General features: G+C 68.1%; 20 protein-coding genes. 8 read left to right on the forward strand and 12 right to left on the reverse strand.

Features of this window, described 5'->3' with window-relative positions; all coding sequences use genetic code 11:
* Nucleotides 1-270 (forward strand): transposase (locus CSC78_RS08250; protein ID WP_162337435.1); only part of this gene is annotated, 270 nt, incomplete at its 5' end.
* Between the two features lie 33 nt (nucleotides 271-303).
* Here CSC78_RS08250 and CSC78_RS08255 read toward each other — a convergent pair.
* Nucleotides 304-900, reverse strand: coding sequence for an HAD-IB family hydrolase (locus CSC78_RS08255; RefSeq protein ID WP_238391204.1), 597 nt, complete (start codon nucleotides 898-900; stop codon nucleotides 304-306).
* The gene (soxR, locus tag CSC78_RS08260) at nucleotides 897-1,358 is read right to left on the reverse strand and encodes a redox-sensitive transcriptional activator SoxR (protein WP_162337436.1); all 462 of its coding nucleotides are present in this window, start codon (nucleotides 1,356-1,358) and stop codon (nucleotides 897-899) included. The genes CSC78_RS08255 and soxR overlap by 4 nt, the downstream gene beginning before the upstream one ends.
* A gap of 67 nt (nucleotides 1,359-1,425) precedes the next feature.
* On the opposite strand from soxR, the gene CSC78_RS08265 reads away from it, so the two are divergent.
* Nucleotides 1,426-1,998: an NADPH-dependent FMN reductase gene (locus tag CSC78_RS08265; RefSeq protein WP_162337437.1), complete on the forward strand. Its 573-nt coding sequence runs from the start codon at nucleotides 1,426-1,428 to the stop codon at nucleotides 1,996-1,998.
* A 51-nt stretch (nucleotides 1,999-2,049) separates the two neighbouring features.
* Nucleotides 2,050-3,897 (forward strand): ABC transporter ATP-binding protein, encoded by a 1,848-nt coding sequence (locus tag CSC78_RS08270; RefSeq protein WP_162337438.1) that lies wholly within the window; start codon nucleotides 2,050-2,052, stop codon nucleotides 3,895-3,897.
* Nucleotides 3,898-4,083: 186 nt separating this feature from the next.
* Here the strand turns inward: CSC78_RS08270 and CSC78_RS08275 are convergent, their stop codons facing one another.
* The 6 genes from CSC78_RS08275 to CSC78_RS08300 all read right to left on the reverse strand — a co-directional run bounded on the left by CSC78_RS08275 (nucleotide 4,084) and on the right by CSC78_RS08300 (nucleotide 7,593).
* Entirely contained in the window at nucleotides 4,084-4,521 is a 438-nt protein-coding gene (locus CSC78_RS08275) for a hypothetical protein (RefSeq protein WP_162337439.1), read from the reverse strand.
* Between the two features lie 89 nt (nucleotides 4,522-4,610).
* A complete protein-coding gene (locus tag CSC78_RS08280) occupies nucleotides 4,611-4,808 on the reverse strand; it encodes a CPXCG motif-containing cysteine-rich protein (protein ID WP_379609089.1) in 198 nt (65 codons plus the stop codon).
* The gene (locus CSC78_RS08285) at nucleotides 4,805-5,092 is read right to left on the reverse strand and encodes a DUF3247 family protein (RefSeq protein WP_162337441.1); all 288 of its coding nucleotides are present in this window, start codon (nucleotides 5,090-5,092) and stop codon (nucleotides 4,805-4,807) included. Before CSC78_RS08285 ends, CSC78_RS08280 begins: the two co-directional genes overlap by 4 nt.
* A gap of 63 nt (nucleotides 5,093-5,155) precedes the next feature.
* Nucleotides 5,156-5,833 (reverse strand): type 1 glutamine amidotransferase domain-containing protein, encoded by a 678-nt coding sequence (locus CSC78_RS08290; RefSeq protein WP_162337442.1) that lies wholly within the window; start codon nucleotides 5,831-5,833, stop codon nucleotides 5,156-5,158.
* A 58-nt stretch (nucleotides 5,834-5,891) separates the two neighbouring features.
* Nucleotides 5,892-6,800, reverse strand: coding sequence for a phosphogluconate dehydrogenase (NAD(+)-dependent, decarboxylating) (gnd, locus tag CSC78_RS08295; protein WP_162337443.1), 909 nt, complete (start codon nucleotides 6,798-6,800; stop codon nucleotides 5,892-5,894).
* A gap of 94 nt (nucleotides 6,801-6,894) precedes the next feature.
* Nucleotides 6,895-7,593, reverse strand: a complete 699-nt coding sequence (locus CSC78_RS08300; RefSeq protein WP_162337444.1) for an alpha/beta fold hydrolase — start codon at nucleotides 7,591-7,593, stop codon at nucleotides 6,895-6,897.
* A gap of 116 nt (nucleotides 7,594-7,709) precedes the next feature.
* Between CSC78_RS08300 and CSC78_RS08305 the strand changes: the two genes are divergently transcribed.
* Together CSC78_RS08305 and CSC78_RS08310 are read left to right on the forward strand one after the other, a co-directional pair.
* Nucleotides 7,710-8,600 carry a TIGR01777 family oxidoreductase gene (locus CSC78_RS08305; RefSeq protein WP_162337445.1) on the forward strand — a complete coding sequence of 297 codons (891 nt, stop codon included), beginning with the start codon at nucleotides 7,710-7,712 and terminating at the stop codon, nucleotides 8,598-8,600.
* 173 nt (nucleotides 8,601-8,773) lie between these two features.
* Nucleotides 8,774-9,241 carry a GNAT family N-acetyltransferase gene (locus CSC78_RS08310; RefSeq protein WP_162337446.1) on the forward strand — a complete coding sequence of 156 codons (468 nt, stop codon included), beginning with the start codon at nucleotides 8,774-8,776 and terminating at the stop codon, nucleotides 9,239-9,241.
* Between the two features lie 57 nt (nucleotides 9,242-9,298).
* Here CSC78_RS08310 and CSC78_RS08315 read toward each other — a convergent pair whose 3' ends face one another.
* From CSC78_RS08315 to CSC78_RS08325, 3 genes are all read right to left on the reverse strand, one after another.
* On the reverse strand, nucleotides 9,299-10,210 hold the full coding sequence (locus tag CSC78_RS08315; RefSeq protein WP_162337447.1) for an alpha/beta fold hydrolase: 912 nt from the start codon (nucleotides 10,208-10,210) through the stop codon (nucleotides 9,299-9,301).
* A gap of 36 nt (nucleotides 10,211-10,246) precedes the next feature.
* Complete coding sequence (locus CSC78_RS08320) at nucleotides 10,247-10,639, reverse strand: low affinity iron permease family protein (RefSeq protein WP_162337448.1); 393 nt, start codon at nucleotides 10,637-10,639, stop codon at nucleotides 10,247-10,249.
* Nucleotides 10,640-10,727: 88 nt separating this feature from the next.
* Nucleotides 10,728-11,075, reverse strand: a complete 348-nt coding sequence (locus CSC78_RS08325) for a response regulator (protein WP_162337449.1) — start codon at nucleotides 11,073-11,075, stop codon at nucleotides 10,728-10,730.
* Between the two features lie 149 nt (nucleotides 11,076-11,224).
* Between CSC78_RS08325 and CSC78_RS08330 the strand changes: the two genes are divergently transcribed.
* The 3 genes from CSC78_RS08330 (at nucleotide 11,225) to CSC78_RS08340 (ending at nucleotide 13,500) form a co-directional block, all read left to right on the forward strand.
* Complete coding sequence (locus CSC78_RS08330) at nucleotides 11,225-11,599, forward strand: MmcQ/YjbR family DNA-binding protein (RefSeq protein WP_162337450.1); 375 nt, start codon at nucleotides 11,225-11,227, stop codon at nucleotides 11,597-11,599.
* Between the two features lie 130 nt (nucleotides 11,600-11,729).
* Nucleotides 11,730-12,143: a VOC family protein gene (locus tag CSC78_RS08335; RefSeq protein WP_162337451.1), complete on the forward strand. Its 414-nt coding sequence runs from the start codon at nucleotides 11,730-11,732 to the stop codon at nucleotides 12,141-12,143.
* A 91-nt stretch (nucleotides 12,144-12,234) separates the two neighbouring features.
* On the forward strand, nucleotides 12,235-13,500 hold the full coding sequence (locus CSC78_RS08340) for an RNA polymerase sigma factor (RefSeq protein ID WP_162337452.1): 1,266 nt from the start codon (nucleotides 12,235-12,237) through the stop codon (nucleotides 13,498-13,500).
* A 15-nt stretch (nucleotides 13,501-13,515) separates the two neighbouring features.
* Here the strand turns inward: CSC78_RS08340 and CSC78_RS08345 are convergent, their stop codons facing one another.
* Entirely contained in the window at nucleotides 13,516-14,034 is a 519-nt protein-coding gene (locus CSC78_RS08345) for a DUF1993 domain-containing protein (RefSeq protein WP_238391205.1), read from the reverse strand.
* Nucleotides 14,035-14,045 lie beyond the last annotated feature (11 nt).

The raw sequence follows: 14,045 nt of genomic DNA on the forward strand, positions 1-14,045 counted from the left end.
GCTGCATTGGCCGGACTGGCTCCCTACAACGTGGACAGCGGACAACACGCCGGCAAACGCCGCATCCGCGGCGGACGCGCCGCGATCCGCCGTGTCCTGTACATGGCGTGCTGGTCAGTGATCCGCAAGCAAGCCGACTTCAAGGCGCGCTACCAGCGACTACGCCAGCAGGGAAAGGCCGCCAAAGTCGCCATCACCGCCTGCATGCGCGTCCTGCTCATCCGCCTCAATGCCATGGTCCGCGAACAGACCGAGTGGCGAACCAGCTAAAAGACAGTTGCTCCTACAACAGCGCACGCCGACTCAAGTCACCGCCCGTCCGCGATACGTCCGGTGATGCGCCATCGCCAGCATCGCCCCATCTTCATGCGTATCGCCGTAGGCATGGATGGCGGCGTACGCCTGCGGATCGCACAGCGCCAGTACGCGCCGCACCTTCTCATCACCGACGCACTGCGGTCCGGCGTAGCCGCTGATGCGCCCGCCGCGCTCAGCCAGCACGGAGCACGCAAGTTCGAGACCCTGCGCGGCGCACCACGGCGCCAGGTAGACATCCAGCCCACCGGATACCACGACGATGCGGTCTCCCCGCTCACGATGCCACTGCAGCCGCGCCATCGCATCGGGCCGCAGCGCAGCCGGCAGCACGTCGCGCGCGAACGCCTCGCCTTGCGCGCGCAGGCGCGCTGCATCCATGCCCCGCAAACCCACCTGCACGATGCTGGCCCGGGTCGGGTTGCCGGCCACCCAACCGCGCCGGTAGCCGAACACGATGGGCGCCAGCAGTACAGCGCCGGCCAGCAGTCGCGGGCGTGGCACGGCGTAGCGCATGAAATCGGGGAACGTCTCGCGCGTGGTCAGCGTGCCGTCGAAATCGAACAGGGCGAGGTCCACCGTCACGCGTCCTCCAGCAGCCGCGCGCCCGGCCCCTCTTCGCCCAGTTCGTCCCACGGATTGCGCAGGGGGCAGACCTTCAACGACAGGCAGCCGCAGCCGATGCAGCCATCCATCTGGTCGCGCAGGCGGGTAAGGCTGGCGATGCGCGCATCCAGTGACTCGCGCCAGCGCGCGGAGAGCTTCTTCCAGTCGGCGGCGGTGGGCGTGCGGTTCTCGGGCAACGACGACAGTGCGGACTGGATCTCCGCCAGCGGGATGCCGGTGCGCTGCGCGACCTTGATCACCGCCACGCGACGCAGCACTTCGCGCGGATAGCGACGCTGGTTGCCGCTGTTGCGCCAGCTGTGGATCAGGCCCTTGGCCTCGTAGAAGTGCAGCGTGGACACTGCGACGCCTGCGCGCGCGGCGACCTGGCCGACAGTGAGCTCCGTTTCGATGGGGGGATGCTGTTTTCCCGGCATGGCGCATTGACCTCAAGATTGCTTGAGGTTCTACCCTGCCCTCCCGCTCTCCCGCAAGCCCCCTCCGATGTCCGATCCCCTGCACCTGGCACTGTTGTATGGCAGCACCCGCGAAGGCCGTTTCTGCGGCACCGTCGCAGACTGGCTCCGCGCGCAGCTCGCGTTGCGACGCGACTACACCGTCGATGCCGTAGACCCCGCCTTGCTCGACCTGCCGCAGCGCCACGGCGGCGCGCCGAGCGCCGACCTGGTGAACTTGCAGCAACGCATCTGGCGCGCCGACGCCTTCGTGGTGGTGGTGCCGGAGTACAATCACGGCTATCCGGCAGCGCTGAAATTCGTGATCGATTCGGTCCAGGCCCACTGGCAGGCCAAGCCGGTCGCCTTTGTCGCCTACGGGGGCCACAGCGGCGGCGTCCGTGCGGCGGAACAGCTGCGGCAGGTGTTCTCCGGCCTGCACGCGGTACCCGTCCGCGACGGTGTGTACTTCAGCCAGGCGTGGGACCGTTTCGATACCACCGGCCGTCCGCATGCGGCCGAGGCCAGCGAACGCGCCGCGCGGCGCATGCTGGACCAGCTCGCCTGGTTCGGGCATGCGCTGAGGCAGGCGCGCGCCGCATGGCCCTACCCCGCCGGCTGAGCCGGCATGTTTTTCCGGCGCGCCGATGCGCGCCCACGATGGACCGACCCGATGTTCCGATTCTTCGAAACCCGCATCAATCCGTATCCGAAGGGCGAGCCGACCACGCCACCGCGGAAACTGCTGCCGTTCCTGCTGCACTACTCGCGCCCGCTGCTGCCGTGGCTGGTGGTGATGTCGGTGCTGACCGGCGTGATCTCCGCGCTGGAGATCACCTTCTTCGACTACATGGGCCAGCTGGTCGACTGGATGGGCAGCACCGGCCGCGACAGCTTCCTGCAGGTGCACGGCGAGAAGCTGCTGTGGATGGGCCTGCTGGTGGTGGTGGCCTATCCGCTGCTGGTGCTGGTGCAGTCACTCGTCATCCACCAGACCATCTTCGGCAACTACCCGATGATCGCCCGCTGGCTGTCGCACCGCTACCTGCTGCGGCAGAGCGTGGGCTTCTTCCAGGACGAATTCGCCGGCCGCATCTCGCAGAAGGTCATGCAGACCGCGCTGTCGATCCGCGAGACGGTGATGAAGCTGATGGACGTGTTCGTCTACGTCGTCGTCTACTTCGTCGGCACCGTGGTGCTGGTCGCGCAGGCCGACCTCTGGCTGGTGCTGCCGCTGGTCATCTGGCTGGTCAGCTACCTGGTGCTGGTGTTCCACTTCGTGCCACGCCTGCAGAAGGTGTCGATGGCGCAGTCGGACGCGCGTGCGCAGATGACCGGCCGCATTGTCGACAGCTACACCAACATCCAGACCATCAAGCTGTTCGCCCACACCATGCGCGAGCAGGACTACGCACGCAACGCCATGGACGAGTTCATGGTGACCGTGCACGCGCAGATGCGGCTGGTCACCCAGCTGACGGTCGCCCTGCACACGCTCAACGCCTTCCTGCTGGCCAGCGTGGCAGGCGTGGCGATCTGGGCCTGGCTGCAGTCGTCGATCTCGATGGGCGCGATCGCCGTCGCCATTGCATTGGTGATGCGCATCCGCTCGATGTCGGACTGGATCCTGTGGGAAGTGGCCGGCCTGTTCGAGAACATCGGCACCGTCGAGGACGGCATGGGCACGCTGGCTCAGCCGCTGGCCATCGCCGATGCGAAGGACGCGAAAGACCTGGACGTCACTCAGGGCGAGATCCGCTTCGACCACGTCCAGTTCCACTACGGTCGCGAGGCGAAGGTCATCGACGACCTGTCGCTGGTGATCAGGCCGGGCGAGAAGGTCGGCATCGTCGGACGTTCCGGTGCGGGCAAGTCGACGCTGGTCAACCTGCTGCTGCGCTTCTACGACGTGGAAGGCGGCCGCATCCTGATCGACGGCCAGGAGGTCTCGAAGGTCACGCAGGAATCGCTGCGCCGGAACATCGGCATGGTCACCCAGGACACCTCGCTGCTGCACCGCTCGATCCGCGACAACATCCGTTACGGCCGCCCGGACGCGACGGAAGCGGAACTGCTTGAAGCCTCGCAGCGCGCGCATGCGGACGACTTCATCCAGGGCCTGACCGACGCCAAGGGCCGCAGCGGCTACGACACCCAGGTCGGCGAGCGCGGCGTGAAGCTGTCCGGCGGCCAGCGCCAGCGTGTCGCCATCGCCCGCGTATTGCTGAAGGACGCGCCGATCCTGGTGCTGGACGAGGCGACCTCCGCGCTGGATTCGGAAGTCGAAGCCGCCATCCAGGAGCAGCTGTACGCGCTGATGGAAGGCAAGACCGTCATCGCCATCGCGCATCGGCTGTCCACCATCGCGGTGCTCGACCGGTTGATCGTGATGGACGGCGGCCGCGTGATCGAGAGCGGCAGCCACGAGGAACTGCTGCAACAGGATGGCCTGTATGCGGCGCTGTGGCGCCGGCAGTCCGGCGGCTTCATCGGCGTGGATCTGGAGGATGCGGAGGTCTGAATTCCCTTCTCCCCGCGCGGCGGGGAGAAGGTGGCCGGAGGCCGGATGAGGGGCGAGCGCGATGTCAGGCCGATACTCGCGTGTCTCCGACGTTGGAAACGATCCGTTCACATCGACAATGCGGACTTCGTCGCCCCTCACCCGCCTTCGGCCACCCTCTCCCCGCTGCGCAGGGAGAGGGACAAGTCACGACAACCAGCTGCGCGCCTTCGCCTTGTTGGCGTACCACAGCAGGAACAGCGCGATCGCCACCAGCACGGCCGGCATCACCAGTCCCGTCGGGCCATAGGCGACCCACGCCGGCGTCGCCGCGAACGTACCGATGATCTGGATCAGCAGGGCCGCCAGCGACGCCAGCAACATCGTGCTCGCCCACCGCTTTTTCAGCAGCAGCCCCAGTCCGCCCAGCACGCCCGCGAACACCGCCACCGCGAAGACGATGTTGATCCAACCCGGCGTGCCTTCGTAAACCTGTCGCTGCGCTTCAGGCAGCATCGCCAGCTGCTCGGCCGTCATGTTGACCTGCAGATACCACATCGCCACCCCGATCAGGTTCCAGACCAGCGCGAATACCGCGACGATCCAGTACCCCATCGAGCGCTTCGTACCCGTCGTGGTCGTCATTTCTTCCCTCCCCAGGGTCAGTGTGGGACCGGGACGGAGCATAGCGCCGCGTGCCGCGATACGGGCGTTACGGTCTGCGCGATGCGCTGTCAGGCGTCGTCCTGACCCCACGCGACCACGTCGACGGCGCCGTCTTCATCCACGCTTACCCTGACTTCGATCGGCTTGCAGCAGACATGGCAATCCTCGATGTACTGCTGGTCGCCCGCGGAATCGTCGACCACCAGCGTGATGGTCTCCCCACAGTACGGGCAGGCGATGTCGGCGGTCGGCAGCGGCGGCATCAGGCCGATCCCAGTGCGGTCACCGACGCGATCCGGTCCAGCCACAGGTAGTGGGTCACGTCCGGGCGGGTGTGGTCGTCGATGCGCACGACCGCATTGAATCCCTCTTGGCCGTCCGCATCGCGGAACACCTGCACGGTGGGACGCGCGGGGACGACGCCGGTGATCGCACCGCCGTCGGTCAAGCGGATCTCTACCCTCGCTTCGTCGGGCAGTTGCCGGATCAGGGCTTCCATGCGGGCGATGTCGGCCTGCTGCGTGTAAAGATGCTCCGGCCCGTCCGTCATGTCCTGCTCCCCTCTATCGGTGACGCACCCTAGCCTGCCAAGGGTAAGGTGCCGTGAATGCGGTCAGCGCAGAAGACGCAGCACTTCTTCGGCTGCCGCTTCCGAGGACGCCGGATTCTGTCCCGTCACCAGCCGACCATCGGTCACGACGTGCACCTGCCACGCCGCACCACGCTCGTAGCGCGCGCCGTTCTGCGTCAGCACGTCTTCCAGCGAGAACGGCACGATGTCGGCCAGGCCCACGGCGGTTTCTTCTTCGTTGGAGAATCCGGTGACGCGCTTGTCCTTCACCAGCGGCTCGCCGAGCGCACCGTGCGTGTGGCGGAATACCGCCGGACCGTGGCAGACCGCCGCCACCGGTTTGCCGGCGGAAAAGGTCTGTTCGATCAGGCGTATCGAGTCCGCGTCTTCGGCCAGGTCCCACATCGGGCCATGACCGCCGGGATAGAAGACCGCATCGAACGTGTCGTCCACCACGTCCTTCAGGCGACGGGTCGTCGCCAGTGCCGCCAGCGCGTCGGCGTCCGCATTGAAACGTACGGTGGCGGCCGTCTGCGCATCGGGCGCATCGCTTTTCGGATCCAGCGGCGGCTGGCCGCCTTTCGGCGAGGCCAGCACGACGTCCGCACCCGCCTCCTTGAACACGTAGTACGGCGCGGCGAATTCCTCCAGCCAGAAGCCGGTCTTGTGCCCGGTCTCGCCCAGGCGGTCGTGCGAGGTCAGCACCATCAGGATCTTCATCGGCGGCTCCCAGAATCAGAGCCGCCACCCTAGCGGCGAAGACGATAAGACCGGGTGATCAGTCCTGCGTCTTGACCGCGTGGCCGCCGAACTCGTTGCGCATCGCCGACAGCAGCTTGTCGGCATAGGAGTCGTGCTCGCGCGAGCGCAGGCGCTCCAGCAGCGACATGGTGATGACGGGCGCCGACACGTCCAGGTCGATCGCCTCGGCCACCGTCCAGCGGCCTTCGCCGGAGTCGGAGACGAAGGGCGCGATGCCGGCCATGTCCGGGTTCTTCTTCAACGCATCGGCCGTGAGGTCCAGCAGCCACGAGCGCACCACGCTGCCGTGCCGCCAGATCTCCGCCAGCGCGCCCAGGTCGAAGTCCATCGCCTCCTTCTTCTTCAGGATGGCGAAGCCTTCGGCGAAGGCCTGCATCATTCCGTACTCGATGCCGTTGTGGATCATCTTGGCGAAGTGGCCGGCGCCGCTCGGCCCTACGTGGCCCCAGCCTGTCTCCGGGGTCGGCGCCAGCGTGGCGAACACCGGCCGCAACGTGGCCACGGCCTCGGCGTCGCCGCCGATCATCAGGCTGTAGCCCTCGGCCAGGCCCCACACGCCACCGCTGGTGCCGCAATCGACGTAGCGGATGCCGGCGTCGGCCAGTTCGCCCGCGCGCCGCTGGCTGTCCTTGTAGTTGGAATTGCCGCCGTCGATGACGATGTCGCCGGCCGACAGCAGCGGACGCAACTGCGCCAGCGTGTCGTCGACCACCTGCCCGGCCGGCACCATCAGCCACACCACGCGCGGCGAGGGCAATGCCGACACGGCGTTCTGCAGGGTCGCGTGCGGGACGATGCCGCGCGCCTCGGCCTGCTGGCGGGCCGCGTCGCCCGGATCGTAGCCGCGCACCGTGTGGCCGCCGCGCACCAACCGTTCGGCCATGTTGGCGCCCATGCGCCCCAGTCCGATCATCGCCAGTTCCATGTGTACTCCCGCCTGTCTGAAAGAAAAGAAGAATGGCCGCCATTGTCCGCGCTTGCGGGCGCGTCTGCTTGCAGTGGCGTGCGCGGAGCACGCGTCATGCCGCCGTCAACCAGTCGCGCAGCACCGCCGCGGTTTCCTGCGGCACCTCCATCGGCGGCAGGTGGCCGCAGCGTGCGAACACGTGCAGCCGCGCGCCGGGAATGCGGTCGTGCATCAGCCGGGTTTCCTCCGGCAGCGTCATGCGGTCGTCCTCGCCCACGCCCAGCAGCGTGGGCACGGCGATCGCCGGCAGCAGCGGCTCCGAATCGGGCCGGTCGATGATGGCGCGCTGCTGGCGCAGGAAGGCATCGCGACCGACACGCTGCGCCATCGCCATGACGTCTTCGCCCACGATGCTCTCCACGCGACTCTGGTGCACCAGCTGCGGCAACAGCTTGCGGGTGACGCCGGCGAAGCGTCCGGCCTCCGCCATCGCCAGGCCGGCCTGCCGCACCAGCCTGCGCTTGGGTGGATCCAGCCGCGCGCTCGTGTCGAGCAGGGCCAGCTTCGCCACGCGCTGCGGTGCCTGCCGCAGGATCTCGAACGCAACGTAGCCGCCCATCGACAGTGCCGCCAGCGCGAATACCGGCGGCGCGGCGGCCAGGACCCGCGCCGCCATGCCGGCCATGCTGTCGTCCCTGGTCAGGTCGGCGTGGTGCACGGTCGCGACATCGGCCAGTTCGGCCGCCGGATCGCGCCACAGGCGCTCGTCGCACAGCAGGCCGGGGAGCAGGAGCAGGGGAAGCGACGCCATGTGCGTAGTGTAGTCACCCGACTCCCGACTGACCGGCGATCGCCGCCCACGGTCCGTTCCACATCCGCAACACGCCGCCGTGCGTAAGCTGGCCCTCATTCCCCACGAGGCGCGCCATGCACGTCCTGATCACCGGCGGCACCGGCTTCATCGGCCATGCCCTGTGCGAGCACCTGCTGCAGGCCGGCCATGCGCCGAGCGTGCTGACGCGCGATCCCGCCAGCGCCCGCGCACGGCTACCGGCCGCCGCGCGTGTGCTGGCGACCCTCGACCAGGCGCGCGACGTGGAAGCGGTGATCAACCTGGCCGGCGAACCGCTGATGGCCGGCCGCTGGAATGCGGCGCGCAAGGCCGAGTTCCGTCGCTCGCGCCTGGAAACCACGCAGGCGCTGATCGCGTGGATGGCCAGGCAATCGGTACGTCCGCGCGTGCTGGTCTCCGGTTCGGCGATCGGCTACTACGGTCCGCGCGAAGAGGAAGCGCTGGACGAATCCGCGACACCGGGTGGCGACTTCGCCGCACAGCTGTGCCGCGACTGGGAGACCACGGCGATGCAGGCCGAAGGCCTGGACGTGCGCACCTGCCGCGTGCGCACCGGCATCGTGCTGGGCATGGACGGTGGTGCGCTGGCAAAAATGCTGCCGCCGTTCCGCCTGGGCCTGGGCGGACCGATGGGCGATGGCCGCCAGTGGATGAGCTGGATACACCGCGACGACCTGGTGCGGATGATCGCGTGGCTGCTCGACAATGACCGCACCGGCGGCGCCTACAACGGCACCGCGCCGGTGCCGGTGACCAACCGCGACTTCGCGCGTACGCTGGGCAGGGCCCTGCACCGACCCGCCGTGCTGCCGACACCGGCCTTCGCGCTGAAGGCGGGCTTGGGCGAGATGGCGCAGCTGTTGCTGACCGGCCAGCGCATCCTGCCAGCGCATGCGCTGGCGGAGGGCTTCGTATTCCGCTTCCCGACGCTGGAGACCGCACTGGCGGATCTCGTGCACCGCTGACCCTGCCGCACGGTTACACGCGTAGGCGGGAGCTGCGCGGCTTTCTGGTCCTCGCGACATCCGCGATGAGAGAATCGCAGCCCGTTCCGGTCCCTGCGATCGAGGTCGATGAAGGCGAATGCGGGCCCTGCGGGAACGCGCCACGACCGTCCGACCGTCCACACCTGCCGCCCATGCCTGCCCTTCGCCCGTACCATCCCGCCGACGCCATCGCCCTGACCGACCTGTACGCCCGCTCCGTGCGGCACTACGGACCGCGCGCCTACACCCCGGCCCAGGTGGCGGCGTGGGCAGCGACCGCGGATGTAGCCCGCACAGCGGCGCGATGCAACGACGGACGCCAGGTATGGGTGGCGCAGGATGACGCCGGTGTCGTGCTGGGCTTCGGCGACCTGGAAGCCGACGGCCACCTGGACATGCTGTACGCCGCACCGGAAGCCGAGGGCCTGCACGTCGGCTCGCTGCTGTACGCCGCGATCGAAAGCCATGCATGCGAGCAGGGCATGGAACTGATCTTTGTCGAAGCCAGCGAACTCGCCCGCCCCCTGTTCGAACGCCGCGGCTTCACCGTGCTCGGACGCAATGACCTGCTGCTGGGCGGCGTCGCGATCCACAACTACCGGATGGAAAAGAGGCTGTAGGCGCCTTGCCGGCGGGGATCGCGTTGCGCTCCATACCCGCCTTCGACATGGCCAGGGTCAATGGCCTGAGCTCTCCACGAGGCCGGACGCAATGCCCTGCCCGGCGCCCTGCAGGAAGTCCTGCAGATGGTCGTGCCCATCGGCTTGCAGGCCGTGATCCGCGCCCGGATACACCACCAGACCGATGTTCTTCTTTCCCGCCGCCTGCGCCGCACGCAGCACCTCGTGCGCGGAGGCGGCCGGCACACTGCGGTCTCGCTCGCCGATCCCGATCAGCACCGGGATATCCAGCGCCAGGTAGTCGCCGAGCGGAGCGTGGTCGAACGTGTCGAACCAGTACCGATAAGGGTGGCCAAGCCACATCTTGCCGGTGCTGTCGGGATAACGCGCGATGTCCTTCCATGCGGCGTCCACGGCTTCGGTGCCCAGCAGGGCAGACAGGTTCTCGCGCATGCTCCAGCCGCCATCGCCCACGATGACCAGATGCGTGATGTCAGACCGTGAGCGCGCAACGCGAACCGCCAGCGCCCCGCCCTCCGAACCGCCTACCAGCACAACCTTCTTCCAGCGCCGCGGTTCTTCGTCGAGCGTGCGCGAGATGAACTCCATGTAGTCCGCCATCCACTGGCGTGGCGTATTGCGCGCGTTGAAGGCAGTCGAGCACGATGCTCCTACGCCGTCGCCGACGGCACCCTTCTCCACATGGCGCTTGTTGAGTGCCAGGTAACGCGCCTTGATGCCCATGCCCTCGGCCAACCGCGGAAGCCAATACTTGCCGAGGTCGGCACAACCGGATCCTCCGTACGTGAGCACCAGGGTATCTGCCGCCGTCTTCTCGCCCACGAAGATCTCGCGCGTGCCGGCTTCTCCGCCCTCCACGAAATGGAATGTCCCTTCCTGCGGAGGGGACTGCGCCTCCCCCGTCACTGGCAACCCTATCGCTGCGAGCAAGAACCAGGCCGTCTTCATGCCGCCTCCGTCATCCTTGAAATCCTTCCCCGCGGATCATCGCATCCTCCGCCCATCACGCGCGTCCCGCGCCTGCCGGGCCATGTCTTCGTAGCGGGCACGCAACGCGTCCAGTTCCGCTTCTTCCAGTTCCTCGAGATCCAGCAGCGCGTCGTCGGCACGGCGCGAGACGCGGATCAGTTCATCCAGCTTGATCTGCATGGCTTCCGTGTCACGGTTCTGCGTGCTCTGGATCAGGAAGACCATCAGGAAGGTGATGATCGTCGTGCCGGTGTTGATGACCAGCTGCCACGTATCGCTGAAACCGAAAAGGGGCCCGGTGATCGCCCACACCATGATGATGCCCAGCGCCAGCGCGAAGCACGATGGCCGGCCGGTGAAGGTGGAGGCTTTCTTGGCGAGACGGGTGAAGGCGGACTGCTGGGCCATGGCGCGCTCCTCGGTGGGGTTCGCGGAGTGTCGCCGATCCGAACGCGAGGGTGTAACGGCGTCGTTGCAGGCCGGCAACCGCCTCCGCTCACCGCGGCGACAGCACGTCCAGCAGCAACGGCACGCTGAAGGGTTTGGTCATCAGCAGCGTGCCGGTGGGCAGGTCGCTCATGTGCTCGCGGGCATGGCCCGATACGACGCACACGGTGACGGCCGGCTGCAGGCGCCGGGCTTCCGACACCACCGCGGCGCCGGTGACGCCGGGCATGTCGTAGTCGGTCACCACGCAGTCGTAAACCTGCTGCTGCAGTAGCGCCCGTGCCGTCGTGCCGCAGGACGCCTGGGTGACGCGGTGGCCGGCCAGTTCGAGGGCTTCGGCCACCATGGTGCGGTGCCTGTCGTCGTCGTCGACGTAGAGAATGCTGAGTTCGGTCATGGACCGACTTTGCGGCAGGACAACGCGAACCCGGCGTGAAAGCGCGGCTGCACGGCGACGGGATGCGCGATGCGACCCGAGGGCCGTGACTGTCCGCAACGACGCATCGATGACATCCGCGCGACGCCCCACGGGGCTAGCATGCACGCATGGATGTCGCCGCCCTCAAACGCCATTGCCGTTCCCTGCCCGGCAGCGTCGAGCAACGCTATGCAGACCCCGCGAACATCCTGACCTATGCGGTGGGCGGCAAGCGCTTCGCCTACTTCAAGACCAGCGAGCCGGAGCGCTGGCGATTCAGCTTCAAGGTGGCGCCGGAGCGCTTCCTGGAGCTGACCGACCAGCCCGGTATCAAGCCGGCGCGCTGGCTGGGCATCCACCGCTGGATCACCGTGGTGGACGTCGCCTCGGTACCGACCACCGAACTGAAGGCGCTGGTGGCATGGTCCTACGGCTACGCCTGGGACCGGCTGACCAGGCGCCAGCGCGCGGCGATCCTGGCCGACGACGCCCCGACCGGCTGAGCGCCGCTTCCGCGAATGAAATCCCGCCTGCCGACATGTCGATTCCGGGCCCACCGGATCGTCGCGTACAGGAAGGCCATCCCGGCGTCGTCCGGCGCCACCGCGACACCCACCACCCAAGGAGCACGACATGAACGTCAATCCCTACCTGATCTTCAACGGCGACTGCGAAGCCGCCTTCACCTTCTATGCCCAGGCCACCGGCGGCGAGCTGGGGCCGATGATGCGCTTCGACGGCGCCGAGGGCTGCGAGGATTTTCCTCCCGAGCACAAGCAGAAGATCATGCACACCAACATCACCTTCGGACAGACCGTGCTGATGGGCTCGGACAACCATCCGGCGTATGCGTACGAGGGCGTGAAGGGCTGCTCGGTGTCGCTGTCGGTGGACAGCATCGCGGACGCCGAGCGCATCTTCGGCACGCTGTCGGCCGGTGGCCAGGTGACCATGCCACTGGGGCAGACGTTCTGGGCGGTGCGCTTCGGCATGCTGGTCGACAAGTTCGGCGTGCCGTGGATGATCAACTGCGAGAAGGATGCGTGATGCCCGCGCGGGGATGTCGTGCGTACGCTGACGCCCCTGCCCGCTGCACTGCGGCTTTTTCCCGCCGCGGTGCCGTGGTGTGATGCACGGCATGTCGACCTCTCCTACCCATCGCGCGATCGACGCCGTCTGGCGCATCGAATCGGCGCGCGTGATCGCCGGTCTGGCGCGCATGCTGCGAGACCTGGACCTGGCCGAAGAACTGGCGCAGGACGCGCTGGTCGCCGCGCTGGAGACCTGGCCACGTGACGGCGTGCCCGACAACCCGGGGGCATGGCTGATGACCACCGCCAAGCGCCGCGCGATCGACCGGCTGCGCCGGCTGCAGTTGCTCGACCGCAAGCATGAGGAACTGGCGCGCGAGCTGGACGACGCGCACGAGGAGCGGCGTGCGCGCGACGAGGATGCGCTGGACCACGACATCGACGACGACCTGCTGCGGCTGGTGTTCGTGTCGTGCCATCCGGTGCTGTCGATGGAGGCGCGCGTCGCATTGACGCTGCGCCTGCTGTGCGGGCTGACCACGGACGAGATCGCACGCGCATTCCTGACCTCCGAGCCGACCGTGGCGCAGCGCATCGTGCGGGCCAAGCGCACGCTGGCCGATGCCGATGTCGCGTTCGAGGTGCCGCGTGGCGAGGAACTGCACGAGCGACTGGCCTCGGTGCTGGGCGTGGTCTACCTGGTGTTCAACGAAGGCTACTCGGCCACCAGCGGCGACGGCTGGATGCGCCCGGCGCTGTGCGAGGAAGCGCTGCGGCTGGGCCGCATGCTGGCGGCGCTGGCGCCGCACGAACCGGACGTGCACGGCCTGATCGCGCTGATGGAAATCCAGGCCTCGCGCCTGCCCGCGCGCGTCGGCAAGGACGGGGCACCGGTGCTGTTGCTGGACCAGGACCGCAACCGCTGGGACCGCCTGCTGATCCAGCGCGGCCTGGAGGCGCTGGCGCGCGCCGAGCGTCTGGGTGGCGCGTTCGGCCCCTACGCGCTCCAGGCCGCCATCGCCGCCTGCCACGCACGTGCGCACACCGCCGATGCCACCGACTGGAACCGCATTGCGACGCTGTATGCCGCGCTGGCGCAGGTGAACCCGTCACCCGTGGTCGAACTCAACCGTGCGGTGGCGGTCTCGATGGCCAGCGGCCCGGCAAGCGCGCTGCCGCTGGTCGACCGGCTGCTCGACGAGCCGGCGATGAAGCACTACCACCTGCTTCCCAGCGTGCGCGGCGACCTGTTGTTCAAGCTGGACCGCCGCGAGGAAGCACGCGCCGAGTTCGAGCGTGCGGCAGGCATGACGCGCAACGAACGCGAACAGGCCCTGCTGCTGGCGCGCGCGCAGGCGTGCATCGCCGGGTGACACTGCATTGCGCGATCAGGCGGCGGGACCGAGATAGTCCAGCTTGCCCAGCGGCACGCCACGGTGGCGCAGGATGGCGTACGCGGTGGTGACGTGGAAGAACAGGTTCGGCAGCGCGAAACCGAGCAGGTAGCCGCGCCCGTCGAACTGCAGATCGCCACGCGTGCGCGTGGACAGGGTGACCGCACGCGTTTCGCTGCCCAGCAGCGCGGCCTCGTCGAACGTGCGCAGGTAGTCGGCGACCGCGTCGAGGCGCGCGTAAAGCGCCTCGAATGTGGTTTCCACGTCCTCGAAGCGTGGCGACTCCACGCCGGCCAGGCGCGCCGCGCCGAACTTCGCGGTATCGGTCGCGAGTTGCACCTGCCGCACCAGGGGAAACATGTCCTCGTACAGGCGGGCCTGCAGCAGCGCGCCCGCGTCCTCGCCATGTTCGCGGGCGTGCGCCTCGCCCTTCTCGAGGATGTGGCGGAGGTTGCGCAACGCCCGCAGGAACGCGGGGACGGAGGCCTGGTACATCGACAGGGGAGCGCTCATGGGAAGGTCAG

The organism is Pseudoxanthomonas japonensis, from assembly GCF_010093445.1.
GTDB lineage: Bacteria > Pseudomonadota > Gammaproteobacteria > Xanthomonadales > Xanthomonadaceae > Pseudoxanthomonas_A > Pseudoxanthomonas_A japonensis.